This window comes from Agromyces sp. Y558 (assembly GCF_059445415.1).
The window spans coordinates 1-17,103 of sequence record NZ_JCAIUH010000002.1 but is presented as its reverse complement, the minus strand read 5'-3'; the positions used below and the strand labels follow the sequence as shown (position 1 = coordinate 17,103).

Sequence of the window (17,103 nt, the reverse complement as noted above, 5' to 3'; positions counted from 1 at the left end):
ACTGCGTGCCGCAGACCCCGACCGACGCACCACGCGTCGCCCTTCTCGGGCCAGTGCTCGTCGAGGCCAGGAACGGCACCCTCGTCGAACCACCCGGGGCATTGGCGAAGGCCCTGATCGCGCTGCTCGCCGAGGCCGCCGATCGCCCCGGCGGGCGTGGGCTGAGCACGAATGCGATCACGGCCGAGCTCTGGGGCGAGGCCCCACCTCGAAATGCGAAGGCCGCGTTGCAGACCCTCGTCTCCCGAGCACGCGGCGCGACCGCCGAGGGCCTGATCGTCTCCACGACATCCGGGTACGCCCTCGCCGCCGACGACCGAGCGAGCGACCTCGCCCTCGCGAGGTCGCTGCTCGCGCACGCGCGATCGTTGCTCGATCGCGACCCGACCGAGGCATCACACGCCGTCGATCGTGCCCTCGCGCTGTGGCGCGGTGAACCCGGCGCCGACCTCGGCGATTCCCCGATCGGGGCGCAACTCGCCGGATCCGCGGCGGCGCTCCACGATGAACTCCGCGAGGTACGGGCGCGTGCCCGCCTCGCAACCGGAAACCCCGGCGGCGCCGTCGACGACCTCGAACGTCTCACGACGGTGCATCCGCTGAACGAACGACTTCAGCTCCTGCTGCTGCACGCCCTGACCGACGACGGACGCCGTCAGGAGGCTCTCGAGGCGTTCGGCCGCTTCCGCGAGCGGCTCCGCGACGAACTCGGCGCCTCTCCCGGCGCCGAACTCGTCGCGCTCAACACCCGGCTGCTCGACGATGAACCACGAGCCGAGACCCGCGTGCGCCTCGGCCTCCGCGCCGAGCCCAACCAGCTGCTCGGGCGCGAAGCAGACGTCGGCGCCATCGAAGCGCAATTCCACTCCGCGCGCCTCGTGACCGTGCTCGGCCCGGGGGGTCTCGGCAAGACGAGGCTCGCGCAAGCCGTCGCCGCCCGGGCCGCCGACCCCGTCGTCGTGGTCGTCGAGCTCGCGAGCATCCGCAGCGACGACGACGTCACCCTCGCTCTCGCGTCGACCCTCGGCATCAGCGAACCCTCGGTGAGCACGCGCCTCGCCGACGCAGCGCCCCGACCCGACCTCGCGACCCGGGTCGTCCAGCAACTCTCCGAGGTCCCGACACTGCTCGTGCTCGACAACTGCGAGCACGTCATCGACGGCGCAGCCCGCTGGACGGCGACCCTTCTGGCGTCGGCCCCCCGACTCAGGGTGCTCGCGACCAGTCGCAGCCCGCTCGCGATCACGGCCGAGCACGTGTACCCGCTCGACGCCCTTCCGACCGTGACCCCCGAGGGAACGCCCGGGGCCGCCGTGCAGTTGTTCCTCGATCGGGCGAGCTCCGCGCGACCGGGCGTCTCCCTCCCCCGCGATGCCGTCGAACGCCTCTGCGCCCACCTCGATGGACTCCCCCTCGCCATCGAGCTCGCGGCGGCGCGAGTGCGCTCGATGTCGGTCGAGCAGATCGAGAAGCGCCTCGAGCACCGCTTCGCCCTACTCGTCTCCGGCGACCGGGCAGCGCCAGAACGCCACCGCACGCTCCAGGCGGTCATCGAGTGGAGCTGGCGTCTGCTCGAACCGGCCGAGCAGCGCGCCCTTGCGCGTCTCTCGCTCTTCGTCGACGGATTCGGCGTCGACGCCGCAGCAGGCATGATCGGCGACGACGGCTCCACTACCGACTTCATCATCGATGCGCTCGTCGCACAGTCCCTGCTCGCCGTGGCGGAGCCGCCCGGTTCGACCGCGCCCCGCTTCCGCATGCTCGAGACCGTGCGCGAGTTCGGCCAGCTCGAGCTCGACGCCGCCGGCGAGGCCGACGATGCACGCAGCGCGATGTTCGAGTGGGGCGCCGAGTTCGCGCTCGACTCGATCGCCCGAACCGGCGACCACCGCCAGATCGACATGCTGCATCACGTCGCGCTCGAGCACGACAATCTGGTGTCGATCCTGCGGTGGGCGATCGCCGAACGCGACGCACGGGTGGCACTCGCCGTCTTCGCGGTGCTCGCGTACTCATGGTCGGTGCGCGGCAACCACGACGAGGTGCTCGCCTTCATCGGCGACGTGCTGGCGGCGAGCGCCGGCTACTCCCCCGAACCACGATTCGTCGGGCTGACGGCGACCGCGTACATCACGATGTCCTCGACCGCCCTCGTCGCCGAGCAGCGCAACGGGCTCATCGCACTCTCCCGACTGCGCCGGATGGTGCGCTCCGGCGCCGAACTCGCGCCGTGGCAGCGGGGAGTTGCCGAGTTCGTGCTGTCACTCTCCGACCTCGATCACGCCCGCACGGCACTCGAGCGGATGACCTCGTCCGACGATCTGACGGCGGCGCTCCTCGGCGGTATCATCGCAGCCCAGATCGCCGAGAACGAGGGGGATATCGAGGAGGCCGCGACGGCGGCACGCCGCGCTTTCGAACTCTCGGAGCGGAGCGGCGAGGCATGGATCGGCGCCATGGCCGCGATGACCCTCGCTCAGCTGGCCAGTCAGACCGCCCAGCCCGCCGATGCGCTCCGCTGGAGCGAGGAAGCGGGGGGCCGTCTGCAACGGTTCGGAGCGGCACCCGACCTGCTGCATCTCGAGTGGATCGAGGCGGTGGCGATGTTCGCCCTCGGCCGCCACGATGAGGCGCAGGCGCGCTTCGAGCGGATGACGCAGACCGACCGGAGCGACCTGGCCGGCGACGAACGTTTCGATCTCGGCGCGATCGGCGAGCTCGGCCTCTTCGAGATCGCTCGCTTCCGTGGCGACGTCGAGGGGGCGCGCGCGGCCATGGGCCGGGCGCTCGACCGCTACGCGCCGCCCGGTCGACGTGCGTCGCCGTGGTACATCATGTCGCTCGCGGCATTCGTCACCGCCGGCGTCGACGACGGTCGTGACGAAGACGAGATCGCCGGGATGGCGCGGCAGCTCCGCGGGCGAACGCTCGCCACGCACCGGGCCCGGCCGACGTACCTCGACAAGCCCGTGCGCGGCACGGCGCTCGTCGGCTGGACGAGCTGGGCGATGACGGTACCGGGGCTCGAAGACCGGGCGCTCGAGCTGCTCGCCCTCGCCGAACGCCTGTCCCCTCGACAGGATCTCCCGGTGCTCGCGCTGCCCGCACGCTTCGGCGCCGCCGAGCAGCGATTCGGGGTGGCCCGGGTGCACGAAGCCCGGTCGGCCGCGGCATCCGTGTCTCCGAATGCTGCAGCCGACCGAGCGATCGAGCTCCTCGCAGAGCCGATTCCGTAGTGGTCTCGGCGGCTACGCCTTGCGCATGTACGCCTTCACCGTGAGCGGTGCGAAGATCGCGACGATGACCGCGGCACCCAGAAGAGTGAGCCACGCGTCAGCGCCGAAGGTTCCCGCACTCATGAGCTCACGAGCGGCATTGACCAGGTGGGTGACGGGGTTGTACGCCACGATGGTCTGCAGCCAGTCCGGCATGGTGTCGACCGGGGCGAATGCGCCGGAGAGGAACGTGAGCGGGAACAGCACGAGCATCGAGATGCCCTGCACGCTCGATGCCGTGCGAGCGATCACGCCGAAGAAGGCGAAGATCCAGCTGATGCCCCAGGCACAGGCGATCACCAGGAGCGCTGCACCGAGCACGCCGCCTGCTCCGCCTTCCGGGCGGAAGCCCATCAGGAATCCCATCAGGAGCGTGATCGTGGTCGCGATCGCATAGCGGACGGTGTCCGCGAGCAGCGCACCGGAGAGCGGCGCGATACGGGCGATCGGCAGCGAGCGGAAGCGATCGAACACGCCCTTGTCCATGTCCTCCCGCAACTGCACGCCCGTGACGATCGAACCGGTGATGACGGTCTGCACGAGGATGCCCGGGATGATGATGGGCAGGTAGCTCGGGATGTCGCCAGAGATCGCCCCACCGAAGATGTAGACGAACATCACAGTGAAGATGATCGGCTGCAACGTCACGTCGAACAGCTGCTCGGGGGTGCGCTTGATCTTGAGCAGCCCCCGGTAGGCCATCGTCAGGGTGTGCGAGAGGGTCTCGGAGGCCGAGACGCGGTTCTTGAGGGTGCGTTGGGCGCCCGGGACGATCGGCGACGCGGTGGTCGCCTTGGGGGAAAGCATCGTGGTGGTCATGCGCGGCTCCCTTCGAGCTCGGCGGATGCATCGGCCGCGGCGTCGTCTGATTCGACGCCGTGTCCGGTGAGTGTGAGGAAGACTTCGTCGAGGGTCGGCTTCTGCACGCTCATCTCGGCGAGGTGGATGCCCTCGTCGCGGAGCGTCACGAGCAGCTCGGTGACGAGGTCGGGGTTGTTCATGGGAGCGGTGATGCGCCCGGCCTCCGGAGAGACGGATGCTGCGACACCGAGCACGCGCTGGATCGCGACGCGCACGTCGTCGGCGTCTCCGAGGTTCGTGAGTCGCAGCTCGAGGGTGGACTCCCCCACGGATGCCTTGAGCTCGTTGGCAGTTCCTTCTGCGACCACACGGCCGCGGTCGATGACCGCGATGCGGTCGGCGAGCTGGTCGGCCTCGTCGAGATACTGCGTGGTGAGCAGCACGGTCGAGCCCGATGAGACGAGGCGGCGGATGGTCTCCCACATCTGGATGCGCGTGCGCGGGTCGAGGCCCGTCGTCGGCTCGTCGAGGAAGATGAGCGGCGGTTGCGAGATGAGGCTCGCGGCCAGGTCGAGCCGGCGCCGCATGCCGCCGGAGAAGTTCTTGAGCGGTCGCCTCGCGGCATCCGACAGTCCGAACTCCTCGAGCAGCTCGGTGGACTTGCGACGCGAGTCCGCGGCGCTCAGGCCGTGCAGGCGCGAGAACAGGAAGAGGTTCTCGGTGGCCGAGAGTGTCTCGTCGACGGAGGCGTACTGCCCCGTGACGCCGATGAGCTGCCGCACGACCTGTGCTTCGCGCTGCACGTCGTGGCCGAAGATGCGGGCGCTGCCGCCGTCAGGGCGGAGCAGTGTGGCAAGCATCGAGATGGTGGTGGTCTTGCCGGCGCCGTTCGGGCCGAGCACGCCGTAGACGGAGCCGGTCGCGACGTGCAGGTCGACGCCGTCGACGGCACGATTCGTGCCGAAGGTCTTCACGAGCCCTTCGGCCTCGACGGCCCAATCGGATGAGGTGTATGTGGTCATGGGTACATGGTGGGCGGCCGGACTTGCGCGACGCTCACGCGGCGCTCACAACACGCTGACGACCGCTGACGACCGCTGACAGCGGTTCGATCGCACTGTTGCGTGTGCACCGGCGATCGTGCGCCGAACAGGCGCGGCCAGCGCCGTATGCGCACGATTCTGCGAGTTCCCGCCACAACGCTGCGCGACTCTCGGCGTAGCCTTGAGGGGTGACAGCGTTCGTCTCAGCCCTCGATCTCTTCTCGATCGGAATCGGCCCTTCGAGTTCGCACACCGTCGGCCCGATGCGGGCGGCACGTGCGTTCGCCGAGCGACTCGCGAGCGACGACCAGCGCGAGCGGGTGACTCGCATCACGTGCTCGCTCTACGGCTCGCTCGGGGCGACCGGGCTCGGTCACGGCACGCCCGACGCGGTCGTCGCCGGGCTCGCAGGGCTCGAGCCCCAGGACTGCGATCCCGACGAGGTGCGCGGAGCCTGGTCGCGACTCGGGATTGAAGGCGCCGAAGTGCGCATCATGGGCGGGCACGTAGTGCGGATGCTCCGCAGCGACGTCTCCCTCGAACCACGCACCCGGCTCCCCGGCCACCCCAACGCGATGACGCTGCAGGCCTGGGGCGACGGCCCGCTTCCCCTCGCCGAAGAGACGTACTACTCGGTCGGCGGCGGCTTCATCCGCCGCGAGGGCGAAGCGGCTTCCGAGGCCGAAGCGCTGCGGCATCCGTTGCCCTATTCGACCGCCGACGAACTGCTCGCGCTCTGCGAAGAGCACGGCGTCTCGTTCTGCGACGTCGCGAGGTACAACGAGGTCTCGGTGCACGGCGATGCGGGCATCGACGCCGGACTCGACGCGATCTGGGGCGCAATGGCCGCCTGCGTCGCCCACGGGCTCGCCGCCGAGGGCACACTGCCCGGTGGACTCGGCGTGAAGCGTCGGGCGCCACAGGTGCGCCGTCGTCTCGAGGAGTACGACCGCGACGAGGCGGCACACAGCGGAGCAGCCGGGCGTGACACCTCGACGGAGTGGCTGCAGGCCTTCGCGCTCGCGGTGAACGAAGAGAATGCCTCTGGCGGGCGGGTCGTCACGGCGCCGACGAACGGTGCTGCGGGCATCATCCCGGCCGTCGGCCACTACTACCTGAAGTTCGTACCGGGCGCGGATGCCGCCGGCATCCGCCGCTACCTGCTGACCGCTGCGGCGATCGCCTCGCTCGTGAAGAAGAACGCGTCGATCTCAGGGGCAGAGGGCGGTTGCCAGGCCGAGGTCGGCTCCGCGTGTGCGATGGCGGCCGGCGCCCTGTGCGCCGTGCTCGGCGGCACACCGCGCCAGATCGAGAACGCGGCCGAGATCGCGATGGAGCACCACCTCGGCCTCACGTGCGACCCGGTCGCCGGTCTCGTGCAAGTGCCGTGCATCGAGCGCAACGCGATCGCCTCGTCGACCGCCGTGTCGGCCGCGCGACTCTCTTTGCACGGCGACGGCACGCACCTCGTCTCGCTCGACACCGTCATCGAGACGATGCGGCAGACCGGTCTCGACATGATGACGAAGTACAAGGAGACCAGCGAGGGCGGACTCGCCGTCAACGTCGTCGAGTGCTGAGCGCTCAGCCGACCTGCCCTCTGCCTAGAGGGCGAACCGTCTGCGCCGGTTACGGCGTTGCGGCATCCCATGCCGGACATCGCCGCCGCGGCTGGCTTTTCGCCATGACCGCTCCCGCCCTTGAACTGCCCGGTCCCCTCGTCACCGTCGACTGGCTCGCCCGACACGGGGTGAACGCCGCGTCTCCATGATCGCGCGTCTCGCTGATCGGGTGAGCGCCGGTGTCCCGGCCGGCACCCACCCGAGTGCGATGCGCCGGGCTCAGCAGGCGCAACTGATGGGGCCGTTCGAGACGGCGCCGCCGCCGAGGCCGGCGTCGGCGACGTTGGTGAGCACGTCGGGCGCGAGCTGCGCGGGGCCGTCGGCCGTGTCGAACGCGAAGCCCTCGCGCACCCAGTACTCGAACCCGCCCAACATCTCCTTCACGGGGTAGCCGAGCAGCGCGAACTCCAAGGCGGCACGCGTGGCGCCGTTGCATCCGGGCCCCCAGCAGTACACGACCACGGGCGTGCCCGCGGGGATCCGCGACGACGCCTCGGCCGCGATGAGGCGGCGCGGCAGGTGCATGGCGCCGGGCACGTGACCCTGCGCCCACGAGGCGTCGTTCCGAGTATCGACGAGCACGAATCCGCGCTCGGCGTCGGCGAGCGCGTCGGCGACGTCGGAAACATCGCACTCGAAGCCGAGGCGCCCGCGAAAGTGGGCGATCGCGGCGGTGCTGGAGGCGACGGGCTCGAAGAGCTCGAGAGCGGCGGCGGTCGGTTTGGCGGTGATCGTCTCGGTCATGTCTTGACCCTGTCAGCGACGAGTGCGACGAGGCCAGTGAAATCACGCCGTCGTAGCGCGACATCCGGCCATGATCGCTCGCGCCTGCCATACCGTGACGGCGCTCCTCGCTTACCCTGAATCCATGCACATCGGCGAGGTCTTCCTCCTGCTCGGCGGTTCGCTCGCGGTCACCGCGTTCGCGCGATGGCGCGGCTGGCCCGCGCCCCTGCTGGTCATGGGCGTGGCATTCATCGTTTCGGTGGTGCCCGTCATCCCCGATATCGACGTCGACGGCGAGCTCGTGCTCACGCTCGTGCTGCCGCCGCTCCTCTACTCCGCCGCGCTCGACGTCACGTACCTGAACTTCCGACGCAGCATCCGGCAGATCCGCCGACTCGGCATCTTCCTGCCCATAGCGACCGCCGCAGCCGTCGGGCTCGTGGTGTGGCTCATCGCTCCATCGCTCGGGCTGCCATTGGCCTTGCTCATCGGCGCGATCGTGGCCCCGTCCGACGCGGTCTCGGCGGCAGCCGTAGGCCGTAGGCTCGGGCTCCCGCGGCGGGTCATGACGGTGATCTCCGGCGAGAGTCTGGTGAACGATGCGACCTCGATCACCCTCTTCCGGACGTTCGCGGCGATCGTCGCCGGTGCCACGGTCACCTGGCTCGACGGCATCGGCTCCTTCCTGATCGCAGTCGTCGTCGGCACCGGCCTCGGACTCCTCATCGGGTGGCTCGTGACCCTGGTGCGCACGCGACTCGACGATCCCATCGTGCTCGGCACGATCAGCCTGCTCGTGCCGTTCGCCGCGTACGCGATCGCCGAGCGTCTGGGCGGTTCGGGCGTGCTCGCGGTCGTGGCCGCGGGCATCGTGGTCGGATACAACGCCCCGAAGACGAGCTACGCGACGAGACAGCAGGAGCGACCGATCTGGCAGTCGATCGACGTGCTGCTCGAGGGCCTCGTGTTCGCGCTCATCGGCCTGCAGTTGAGCCCGGCGATCAAGGATCTGCTCGAGAGCCCGCTCGGCCTCGGCGTGAACGTCGCCCTCGGGCTCGCGGTGCTCGCCACCGTCATCGTCGTGCGCATCATCTGGGTGTACGGCGGGTACGCGCTGTCGAGGCGCGTCGGCGATCTGCTGGCGCCGATCTGGCAGAAACGCGGTCGCAGGTACCACGTCGAGCCGCATCTTGCGCCGAAGGAGCTCGCGGTCATCTCATGGGCCGGCATGCGCGGCGTCGTCACGCTCGCGACGGCGACGGCGACGGCGAGTCCGACGATGGCGAGCGACCCGAGCGCGGGCAGCACCGTGTTCCTCGTCGCGTTCGTCGTGACGATCGGCACACTCCTGTTGCAGTCGACGACCCTTCCGGCGCTCATCCGTCGGCTCGGGGTGGTCGCCGACGACGAACGCGAGCAGGACCGCAAGGAGATCCGTGCCGTGCTCCGGCGCAGTAGCACGGCCGGTCTCGCCTATATCGAGAGTCGGCGCGACGAATGGCGTGAGCGACACGGGGTCGAGCTCGCCGACGGGTTCATCGATCGCTTCGAGAGGCGCATTCGAGCGGATGCGGCGAAGACCGAGCAACTCGTCGACGACGAGGCACCGCCACCTGATCTCCAGGCGGAGTTCGCCGAGCTCTCCCGTCACTGGATCGCCGCGCGTCGAGCGGTCGTGCTCGAGGAGCGCGACGCCGGGCATCTGAACGAGGAGGTCATGCGTGAACTCTTCTTCGCCCTCGACGCCGAGGAGCTCGCGCTGGACTCGCGCACCACGGTGCGAGCCGACGCCCGCGGGGAGATGCCGTGAGCGCCCGCGCGGTCGGTGTCGACTCGGCTACTCTTCGGCGGCGAAGAAGGCGGTGACGGTGGCGGCGAGGGCCGCGAGATCATCGACGTGGGCGAGCTCGCGGGCCGAGTGCATCGACAGGAGCGGCACCCCGACGTCGACCGTGCGGATGCCGAGGCGGGTCGCTGAGAGCGGCCCGATGGTCGAACCGCAGGGAATCGAGTTGTTCGACACGAACGACTGGGTCGGCACTCCTGCCCGGCGGCAGAGCGCCGCCCAGAAGCCCGATCCTGCTGCGTCGCTCGCGTAGCGCTGGCTCGCGTTGAGTTTCAGCAGTGGCCCGCCGCCGAGCACTGGCCGGTTCGCGGGGTCGTGCCGGTCGGGATAGTTCGGGTGCACCGCGTGGCCGGCATCCGACGAGATGATCCACGATGCCGCGAACGCTCGCCGGCGTTCGATGTCGCCTGCGCCGAGGCCGGCACCGATGCGCACGAGCACGTCATCGAGGAAGGGGCCGCTCGCGCCGGAGCGCGATTCGGAGCCGAGCTCTTCGTGGTCGAACGCCGCGAGCACGCTGATGTGCCCGCCATCGCTCGAAGCATCGAGGAGTGCCGCGAGTCCGGCGTAGACCGAGCTCAGGTTGTCCATGCGCCCCGACGCGAACAGGGCGTCGTCGAGACCGAACCGGCCAGGCGCCTGAGTGTCGGCCACGAACACGTCGTGCCCGGCGATGCGTTCGACCGGCACCCCCGCAAAAGCGGCGAGCACGGCCAGGATGTCGCCGTCGGCACCCGTGCCCCAGATCGGTTGCATGTGGCGCTGCTTGTCGAGCGTGAGGCCCTTGTTCACGTCGCGGTCGAGGTGGATCGCCAGTTGCGGGATGCGCAGCATCGGGCCCGTGCGCACCAGGTGCTCGAGACCGTCGTCAGTGACGATGCGCCCGGCGAGCTCGAGCTCACGGTCGAGCCACGAGTTCAGGAGCGGCCCTCCGTAGACCTCGACGCCGGCCTGCAGCAGCCCTTCGGAGCTCGTCGTCGGGCGGGGCTTCAGCTTGAACGACGGCGAATCCGTGTGCGCTCCGAGGATCCGGTACGGCGTCGTCGCACTCGCGGCTTCGGGCGTCACCCACGCGATGACGGCGCCGTCGCGCACCACGACGTGCCGACCGCCGGCCGGCCACTCGTCTCGCTCATCGAGCCGGTCGAAACCGGCCGCCTCGAGCCGTCGGGCGACCTCGGCTGCGGCGTGGTACGACGACGGGGAGGCGCGGACGAACTCGGCGAAGTCGGCGATGTAGGCGTCGGTGCGTGATGTGGGCATTCTCCCATCCAACACCGCCCGCGCTCCCGGGTCGAGTTCACCGCTCGACACGCGGCCGATCGAGGAGCAGGGTGGAGGCGAGGACACCGCCCCGGGGGGAAGGACACCACGATGCCGATCACCTACGAACACGAGCCGCCGTACACCGTCGGCGTTCTGATCGGGAGTCTCTCGGTCGATTCGATCAACCGTCGCCTCGCGACCGCGCTCGCACGCCTCGCGCCCGAGGAGTTCCGGTTCACCGAGATCGAGATCGGGCAACTGCCGCTCTACAACCGCGACTTCGACGCCGACTACCCGCAGGTCGCCCGCGACTTCAAACGGTCGATCACCGATGTCGACGCACTGCTCTTCGTCACGCCCGAGTACAACCGTTCGCTGCCGGGAGCGTTGAAGAACGCGATCGACTGGGCGAGCCGCCCGTTCGGCGCCAACGCCCTGAGCCAGAAGCCTTCAGCAGTCATCGGCGCTTCGACGGGCGCGATCGGCACGGCTGTGGCGCAACAGCAGTTGCGCAGCATCCTGAGCTTCTGCAACGCGCCGCAGATGAACTCACCCGAGGCGTACATCCAGATGAAGCCCGGGCTCATCACGGACGACGGCGAAGTCACGGTCGACAGCACGCGCGAGTTCCTCGTGACGTACCTCACACGGTTCCTCGAGTTCACCACCCGCGTGCTGACGGTGCTCCCGCGCTGACAGTACCGCCTCACTCACAGCGCTGCCGCGCTCAGGGTGCTGCCGCGCCCTCGGTGAGTTCTCGAGTGGCCCGGTTTCTGTAGAGATTTGGGCCTCGGAATCACGCGAACCGCACGACCGCCTGCAGGCGCGAACGCACCTCCATGACCTCGGTGCCGCCGAGATGCGCCGATCCCGGCAGCCCCTCGCGTATGGCGCTCGCGAGGCGCGATCTCTGCACGAGCGCGACGACTGCGCCGCGAATGGTGCCGCCGAGTTCGAGCGGCTCGGCGGTGTGCTCGTCGGGCACGACGATCATGAGCGCCGTCGGCTTCACACGCGCTGCCCGACCGATGGCCTTCGCCCGCGTGGCGAGCGCGCGCACCGGCCGTTCGCCGCCGAGCGCCTCGCCGACGAGTTCGCCGCGCTTCATCGCCACGGGCCCGCCCCAGTCCTCCGACTGGATCGCGAAGAGCCCAGTCGGGCCGAGCACGAGGTGGTCGAGCTTCGGCGGCAGGCCGCGGCCCGCGGCATCCGTCGCCAGATCGTGCCACACCGTGTACGCGATGCCGAGCGTCGCGAGAGCACGCGCACTCTCTTCTTCGGCGAGGGCGTCGGCGAGCACATGACGGATGTCGCGTGGCGCACTCCGCACGAGTGCGGGATCGTAGGGGTCGGTGAGCGTGACGCCCCGCCCCGCCCACTCGCGGATCAGGTCGAGGTACCTCTCGCGAGAGAGCCCGCCAGGATGGCCGTAGGTGCGAGCCAACGGACGCGAGTCGCGCCGGGGCCTTGGCGAAGCCGGCGCCCAGGCCTCCCGGGTCGGCGCCAGAGGGCCCGTTCGCGACCCGCGGTCGAAGGCGGCGCGCGCATCGGGGGTGCCGACCAGCTCCCACGCCGACTGCACAGCATGGAACCTCACCACATCGCCGCCCGTGTCGGGGTGGGCGCTGCGCAGCGCACGTCGATACGCGAGTCGCAGCGTCGCGTCATCCGCGTTCGAGGGGATACCGAGTACCTCGTACGGAGAGGCGGAGAGCGGACTGTCGGGCATGGGCTCGCTTTCGATGTGCGACCACGAGAATACCGCGGTCCGGCTGTGCGCGGGTCTAGACTGCCGACCACAGGGGCCCGTACGGGCCGCAGGGGAGGCTTCGATGCTCGTCGACGTCAAGACCACAGGGACTGTCCGGGCGAATCGTAGGAGACGCTGAGATGCTCGTCGAGGTGAACTACTGGGCCGTGGTCATCGCAACGCTGTCGACGATGCTGGTCGGCTCGATCTGGTACACGCCGAAGGTCTTCGGCAACTACTGGATGAGGGTCGCGAAGGTCGACGACTCGGGCGACCGTGGCGCGGTCGGACCGATCCTCACGACCCTCATCGTGAGCTTCATCTCGGCGTGGGTGCTCGCGATCGCGACACAAGTGGCGTGGACGGCACTCGGCGGCAACTACCTGCTGATGGCGATCACGACCGGCCTCATGCTGTGGGCCGGCTTCACTGCAGCGCGTTTCATCACCCACGACGCATTCGAGGGGCGCCCGCCCGGCCTCACGATCCTGAACATCGCGCACGAATTCGTGACGGTGCTCATCATGGCGCTCATCATCGGGGTGTGGCCGCCCGCCGGCACCGTCTGAGTCGATCGGTCGTTCACTCGGCGAAGCGCAGCATCCCGTCGTCGATGAGCGTTCGCACCGCCGGCACCAGTTCAGCACCGAGCGCATCCTCGCTCGGCGCGTCCTGCCGGTCGTGATCGGCGAGGCACTCCGCGAGATGCGCGCCGAGCCCGGCCTCGTTCGCGCCGAGCGCACCGTACATCCGCTCGACGCGGGCAAGCGGCCCCGCCGAGCACGAAGAGGTCCGCGAGGTCCCCAGCCGATGCCCGCCCACTCAATCAGCTGCGCGGAGGCGTCGGCGTCGCGAGCGTCATCGACTCGTCATCTGCCGTACACGTCAGGTTGCGCTCTGTAACCCGCCCGTCACACGGTGCGTTTAGCTTTGATTACGATCGTAATGAGCGAGGGGAGGCGCGTATGGAGGAGTCGACGACGCTCGAACGCCTGCGCCAAGACGCACGCGACGAGTTATCGGCACTCATCGAGCTCCGGTGCCGCCTCGGCGAAGATCCATGGGTGTTCCTGCCCGACCTTCCGTCGGTCGATGAGCAGGTCGTCGCGACGCTCCGCGAGGAGCGCCTGCTTTCCGAGCGTTGGCGTCCGGCTCGATCGCGGGCCTATCACCCGGCCGCCCGCGAGGGCGACGCCGCGAAGTTCGAGTACGAATTGCTCCGCGAGATCGCCCTCGAACACCCCGAACTCAGCTCGGCGGTGTGGTTGGTGCTCGATCGGGTGCCGTCGCGCTGGTGAGGCGCTGCACGCGCCGCCACGTGATGAACCCGAAGATCGTGAAGATGCCGTAGAAGACGTAGAGCAGGGCCGAGGCGTAGAAGCCGGCGCTGATCAGCAGCGGTACGCCCACGATGTCGACCGCGACCCAGATCAGCCAGAACTCGGTCCAGCCCTTCGCCATGCCCCACGTGGCGAGCAGCGAACCCACGAAGATCCATGCGTCGGCCCAGACCGGTTCGAACGAGCCCAGGGCGCGGAAGATCGGCGTCAACACGAGCGTACCGCCGACGAGGGCGACGCCGAGCAGGATACGAGCACGGGTACTCGCCCATCTCGGCTCGACCGCGGTGGCACTGACGTGGCGGTGACGCGACCAGCGCACCCAACCGTAGATCGAGACGGCGATGAACATCAGCTGCCGTCCGGCCTGACCGAGGAGGTTGACCGGATTCGGAGTGTCGAACACCGCCCCGAGGAAGACGGTGAAGAGCAGGGCATTGCCGACGATGCCGACCGGCCACGCCCACACCTTGCGGCGGAGCCCGCCGAGTGCACTCGCGAGGCCGAAGAGGTTGCCGACGATCTCGCGCCACAGGATCACCTGGTCGCCGATCACGAGCTGGGCGTCGAAGAGCCACTCGAAGGGATTCATGCCGCATCGCCTCGGGCGCGAGCACGGGCGCGGTTGCGTGCCGCACGGATGACGAGCAGGGCGAGCAGGCGCCACCCGATGAGGAGAACCGCGAGTGTCAACGTCGCGACGACCACGAACGCGAACTGCACGCCCTGGCCGCTCACTGCACGGAGCAGCATGCCGCCGGCCACGGTCACAGCCCAGATGACGACTCCCGTGGGCCAGACGACCAGCGGACGCCGCCATGCAAGCGTCGCAGCCCAGCCGACGACGAGTGCCGCGAGAAACGGCCACGCCGTGCCGACAGACCCGACCAGATCGAGCCCTTCGGCGTGACTGCGTCGGCCGATGAGCACGAAGACGACGACCAGCGCTGCATCGATGATCGCGGCAACGGCAACGACGCCTGCTCCGTTCTGCGTCCGCCTGTTCATGCTCTCATGGTACGGATGCGGAGCGGAGCCCGCGGACCCCGCAACTGCAGGGCGTCACGCGCGTCTGCCGAGCGCGTCGAGGGCTGCGGCGTTGCCGACAGGAAGCGCGCACACGAACGTCTCGCAGCGGTATGCGGCCGCGGTGCCGTCGCGCGTGGCTCGGCCGTCGAACAGTGAGAATCCCGCGTCGGAGAATGCATCGGCCTGCCGCTCGTCGACAACAACGGTGACGGATGCCCCGTGCCGTCGCGTCGCACCGATGAGACCGAGCTCCCCCTTGCCGACCCGTCGCGCGTCGCGGTGGTCGGCGACGACGGTGACGAGCTGCACGACCGGCGCCGCAAGTCGCGCCATGAGCCCCAGTGCGCCGCCGAACGCGAGTGGACGCGTCAGCGCGATGCCCGCGACCGAGGCCATCGCCTGCTCGGCTGCAGTGCGATATCCGTCGCCGGCGCCCAGGAGGTAGAGCTGCCACGCGGCATCCGCGCACGCTGTGACCCCCGAGGGCGCTGCGCCCTCGGCGGGATCTTCGGTCAGCACGAGTCCGCGCGCCCGCAGCACAGGATCGGCGCCGCCGGGCGGAGCGAACGGGAGGGCCGCACCGGCCGCCGCCGCCATCGCCATCGCGGCATCGATGAGCGATCGCGCAGCAATCGCGTACCCGCACTCACCGGTCGCGACGGCGAGTTCGAGCAGACCGCCGGCGAACATCCCCGTGTCTTCGAGCGTCGCGACCGCCTCCGACGCCGTTCCATCGAGCGAAGCTCGCACGAGCGTGCCGCCGGGCCTGACATGGTCGGCGAGCAACCGATCGGCAGCACGTCGTGCCGACGCCAGTGACCGCTCATCGTCGCGGGTGGACGCGTGCGTGGACAGCGCGCCGATCGCGAGGCCGTTCCAGCCGGTCAGCACCTTCCGGTCGAGCGCGGGGCGCTCGAGGGCGGCTCGCCCGGCCGCGTCGCGTCGATAGTAGCCGCCCTCGCTCCGCGCGCCGTCGACGATGCTCTCCGAGTCCTGCGCACTCGCGAACCCTCCGGCCGGCAGCTGCATCCGTTCGATGAGAAAGCCCGCGATCCCATCGGCGACCTCCCGGGCGGCGGAGTCACCGGAGTCGGCGGAGTCCGCTCGTGCGAGTTCGGTCGAGACACCGAGCAGCAGCGAGTTGTCGGTCAGCATGCGTTCGTAATGCGGGTCGCTCCAATCCGCTTTCGTCGCGTAACGGAAGAATCCACCTTCAACCGGGTCGCGCAGCGGCGATGCGCCCATGAGTCGCACGGTGCGCGCAGCGACCGCTCGGCCCGGTTCCCCCATCGCGGCGAGGAAGCCGAGCACCGGGGCCACCGGGAACTTCGGTGCACGGCCGAAACCGCCGTGCACCCGATCCTCCTGACTCGCCAGTTCATCGACCGCCGTCTGCAACCGTTCGAGGGTCGGCAGGGCTCCGGCTGTCGGCGCAGCGGATGCCGCGGCCAACGCCTGCGTCACGGCCGCCGCCGTCTCGTCGAGTTGCTCGCGACGCTCGAGCCACGCCTCGCCCACTGCTGCCAGCACTTGCGTGAAGGACGGCATGCCTCGCATCTCTCGGGGCGGGAAGTATGTGCCGGCGTAGAACGCGTGGCCCTCGGGAGTCGCGAATACCGTGAGCGGCCATCCGAGCTCGCGAGTGAATGCGGAGGCGGCTGCCAGGTAACTCGCATCGACGTCGGGATGCTCCTCCCGGTCAACCTTGACGGCGACGAACCCATCGTTCAAGGTCCGTGCCGTCTCGGGGTCGCTGAAGCTCTCACGAGCCATGACATGGCACCAGTGGCACGTCGCGTACCCGATCGAGATGAGCATCGGCACGTCACGCTCGCGAGCCGCTGCGAATGCAGCCTCGCCCCACGGGTACCAGTCGACGGGGTTGCCTGCATGAGCACGCAGATACGGGCTCGTGGCTTCTGAGAGACGGTTGCCCATTCCATCAGACTAGTTCGGCCGGTCTCGCCGTCGCCCTGAACGAAAAAAGCCGCCCGGGTGGGCGGCTCAGCAATCTACCGGCTTGTGGAACACGGACGTTCAACCGAACATGCCAGCTCAACCGACATGCCAGTTAAACCAAAGAGAGCCACCCAATTGGGTGGCTCTCTTTGAAATTATGTCCGGCGGTGTCCTACTCTCCCACAGGGTCCCCCCTGCAGTACCATCGGCGCTGCGAGTCTTAGCTTCCGGGTTCGGAATGTGTCCGGGCGTTTCCCTCGCGCTATGGCCGCCGAAACTCTTGCCACACCGCAGCCCGCCACGTGTTGTGGGGTGGGTGTGTGGTCTCGGTGACCGCACCGTGCCCGGGTGACAGCCCCGTGTGGGGTTGTGTTTTCGGGTGGTGCGGGTACAACTGTTGAGTTGTGTGTTGGGTTTCCGTCTGAAGGGAACCACAGAGTGGACGC

Annotated in this window: 15 protein-coding genes and 1 rRNA gene; 6 read left to right on the top strand and 10 right to left on the bottom strand. The window is 69.3% G+C overall.

What is annotated here, in order from left to right; genetic code table 11:
- Window positions 1-5 precede the first annotated feature (5 nt).
- Window positions 6-3,236 (top strand): ATP-binding protein, encoded by a 3,231-nt coding sequence (locus AC1C2T_RS11845; protein ID WP_495385435.1) that lies wholly within the window; start codon window positions 6-8, stop codon window positions 3,234-3,236.
- A gap of 12 nt (window positions 3,237-3,248) precedes the next feature.
- Here the strand turns inward: AC1C2T_RS11845 and AC1C2T_RS11840 are convergent, their stop codons facing one another.
- A complete protein-coding gene (locus AC1C2T_RS11840) occupies window positions 3,249-4,094 on the bottom strand; it encodes an ABC transporter permease (RefSeq protein WP_495385434.1) in 846 nt (281 codons plus the stop codon).
- Window positions 4,091-5,098, bottom strand: coding sequence for an ATP-binding cassette domain-containing protein (locus AC1C2T_RS11835; protein ID WP_495385433.1), 1,008 nt, complete (start codon window positions 5,096-5,098; stop codon window positions 4,091-4,093). The genes AC1C2T_RS11840 and AC1C2T_RS11835 overlap by 4 nt, the downstream gene beginning before the upstream one ends.
- A 209-nt stretch (window positions 5,099-5,307) precedes the next feature.
- Here AC1C2T_RS11835 and AC1C2T_RS11830 point away from each other — a divergent pair, with 209 nt between their 5' ends.
- Window positions 5,308-6,699 carry an L-serine ammonia-lyase gene (locus AC1C2T_RS11830; RefSeq protein ID WP_495385432.1) on the top strand — a complete coding sequence of 464 codons (1,392 nt, stop codon included), beginning with the start codon at window positions 5,308-5,310 and terminating at the stop codon, window positions 6,697-6,699.
- Between the two features lie 261 nt (window positions 6,700-6,960).
- Here the strand turns inward: AC1C2T_RS11830 and AC1C2T_RS11825 are convergent, their stop codons facing one another.
- The gene (locus AC1C2T_RS11825) at window positions 6,961-7,485 is read right to left on the bottom strand and encodes a rhodanese-like domain-containing protein (protein ID WP_495385431.1); all 525 of its coding nucleotides are present in this window, start codon (window positions 7,483-7,485) and stop codon (window positions 6,961-6,963) included.
- Between the two features lie 124 nt (window positions 7,486-7,609).
- Between AC1C2T_RS11825 and AC1C2T_RS11820 the strand changes: the two genes are divergently transcribed.
- On the top strand, window positions 7,610-9,277 hold the full coding sequence (locus tag AC1C2T_RS11820) for a cation:proton antiporter (RefSeq protein ID WP_495385430.1): 1,668 nt from the start codon (window positions 7,610-7,612) through the stop codon (window positions 9,275-9,277).
- A gap of 27 nt (window positions 9,278-9,304) precedes the next feature.
- On the opposite strand, the gene AC1C2T_RS11815 is transcribed toward AC1C2T_RS11820, so the two are convergent.
- Window positions 9,305-10,576, bottom strand: a complete 1,272-nt coding sequence (locus AC1C2T_RS11815; protein ID WP_495385429.1) for a M18 family aminopeptidase — start codon at window positions 10,574-10,576, stop codon at window positions 9,305-9,307.
- A 111-nt stretch (window positions 10,577-10,687) separates the two neighbouring features.
- Between AC1C2T_RS11815 and AC1C2T_RS11810 the strand changes: the two genes are divergently transcribed.
- Window positions 10,688-11,275 carry an NADPH-dependent FMN reductase gene (locus AC1C2T_RS11810; protein WP_495385428.1) on the top strand — a complete coding sequence of 196 codons (588 nt, stop codon included), beginning with the start codon at window positions 10,688-10,690 and terminating at the stop codon, window positions 11,273-11,275.
- A 100-nt stretch (window positions 11,276-11,375) separates the two neighbouring features.
- On the opposite strand, the gene AC1C2T_RS11805 is transcribed toward AC1C2T_RS11810, so the two are convergent.
- On the bottom strand, window positions 11,376-12,308 hold the full coding sequence (locus AC1C2T_RS11805) for a J domain-containing protein (protein WP_495360804.1): 933 nt from the start codon (window positions 12,306-12,308) through the stop codon (window positions 11,376-11,378).
- A gap of 161 nt (window positions 12,309-12,469) precedes the next feature.
- On the opposite strand from AC1C2T_RS11805, the gene AC1C2T_RS11800 reads away from it, so the two are divergent.
- A complete protein-coding gene (locus AC1C2T_RS11800) occupies window positions 12,470-12,898 on the top strand; it encodes a DUF1761 domain-containing protein (RefSeq protein WP_495360805.1) in 429 nt (142 codons plus the stop codon).
- Window positions 12,899-12,911: 13 nt separating this feature from the next.
- On the opposite strand, the gene AC1C2T_RS11795 is transcribed toward AC1C2T_RS11800, so the two are convergent.
- On the bottom strand, window positions 12,912-13,079 hold the full coding sequence (locus AC1C2T_RS11795) for a hypothetical protein (protein WP_495385427.1): 168 nt from the start codon (window positions 13,077-13,079) through the stop codon (window positions 12,912-12,914).
- A gap of 215 nt (window positions 13,080-13,294) precedes the next feature.
- Here AC1C2T_RS11795 and AC1C2T_RS11790 point away from each other — a divergent pair, with 215 nt between their 5' ends.
- Window positions 13,295-13,627, top strand: a complete 333-nt coding sequence (locus tag AC1C2T_RS11790) for a hypothetical protein (RefSeq protein WP_495360807.1) — start codon at window positions 13,295-13,297, stop codon at window positions 13,625-13,627.
- Here the strand turns inward: AC1C2T_RS11790 and pnuC are convergent.
- The 4 genes from pnuC to rrf all read right to left on the bottom strand — a co-directional run bounded on the left by pnuC (window position 13,578) and on the right by rrf (window position 16,933).
- A complete protein-coding gene (gene pnuC / locus AC1C2T_RS11785; protein ID WP_495360808.1) occupies window positions 13,578-14,261 on the bottom strand; it encodes a nicotinamide riboside transporter PnuC in 684 nt (227 codons plus the stop codon). The two genes, AC1C2T_RS11790 and pnuC, sit on opposite strands and share 50 nt — an antisense overlap.
- The gene (locus AC1C2T_RS11780) at window positions 14,258-14,677 is read right to left on the bottom strand and encodes a DUF3054 domain-containing protein (RefSeq protein ID WP_495360809.1); all 420 of its coding nucleotides are present in this window, start codon (window positions 14,675-14,677) and stop codon (window positions 14,258-14,260) included. Before AC1C2T_RS11780 ends, pnuC begins: the two co-directional genes overlap by 4 nt.
- Before the next feature lie 54 nt (window positions 14,678-14,731).
- Window positions 14,732-16,636, bottom strand: coding sequence for a thioredoxin domain-containing protein (locus tag AC1C2T_RS11775; RefSeq protein ID WP_495385426.1), 1,905 nt, complete (start codon window positions 16,634-16,636; stop codon window positions 14,732-14,734).
- Between the two features lie 180 nt (window positions 16,637-16,816).
- Window positions 16,817-16,933, bottom strand: a 5S ribosomal RNA gene (rrf, locus tag AC1C2T_RS11770).
- Between the last annotated feature and the right edge of the window lie 170 nt (window positions 16,934-17,103).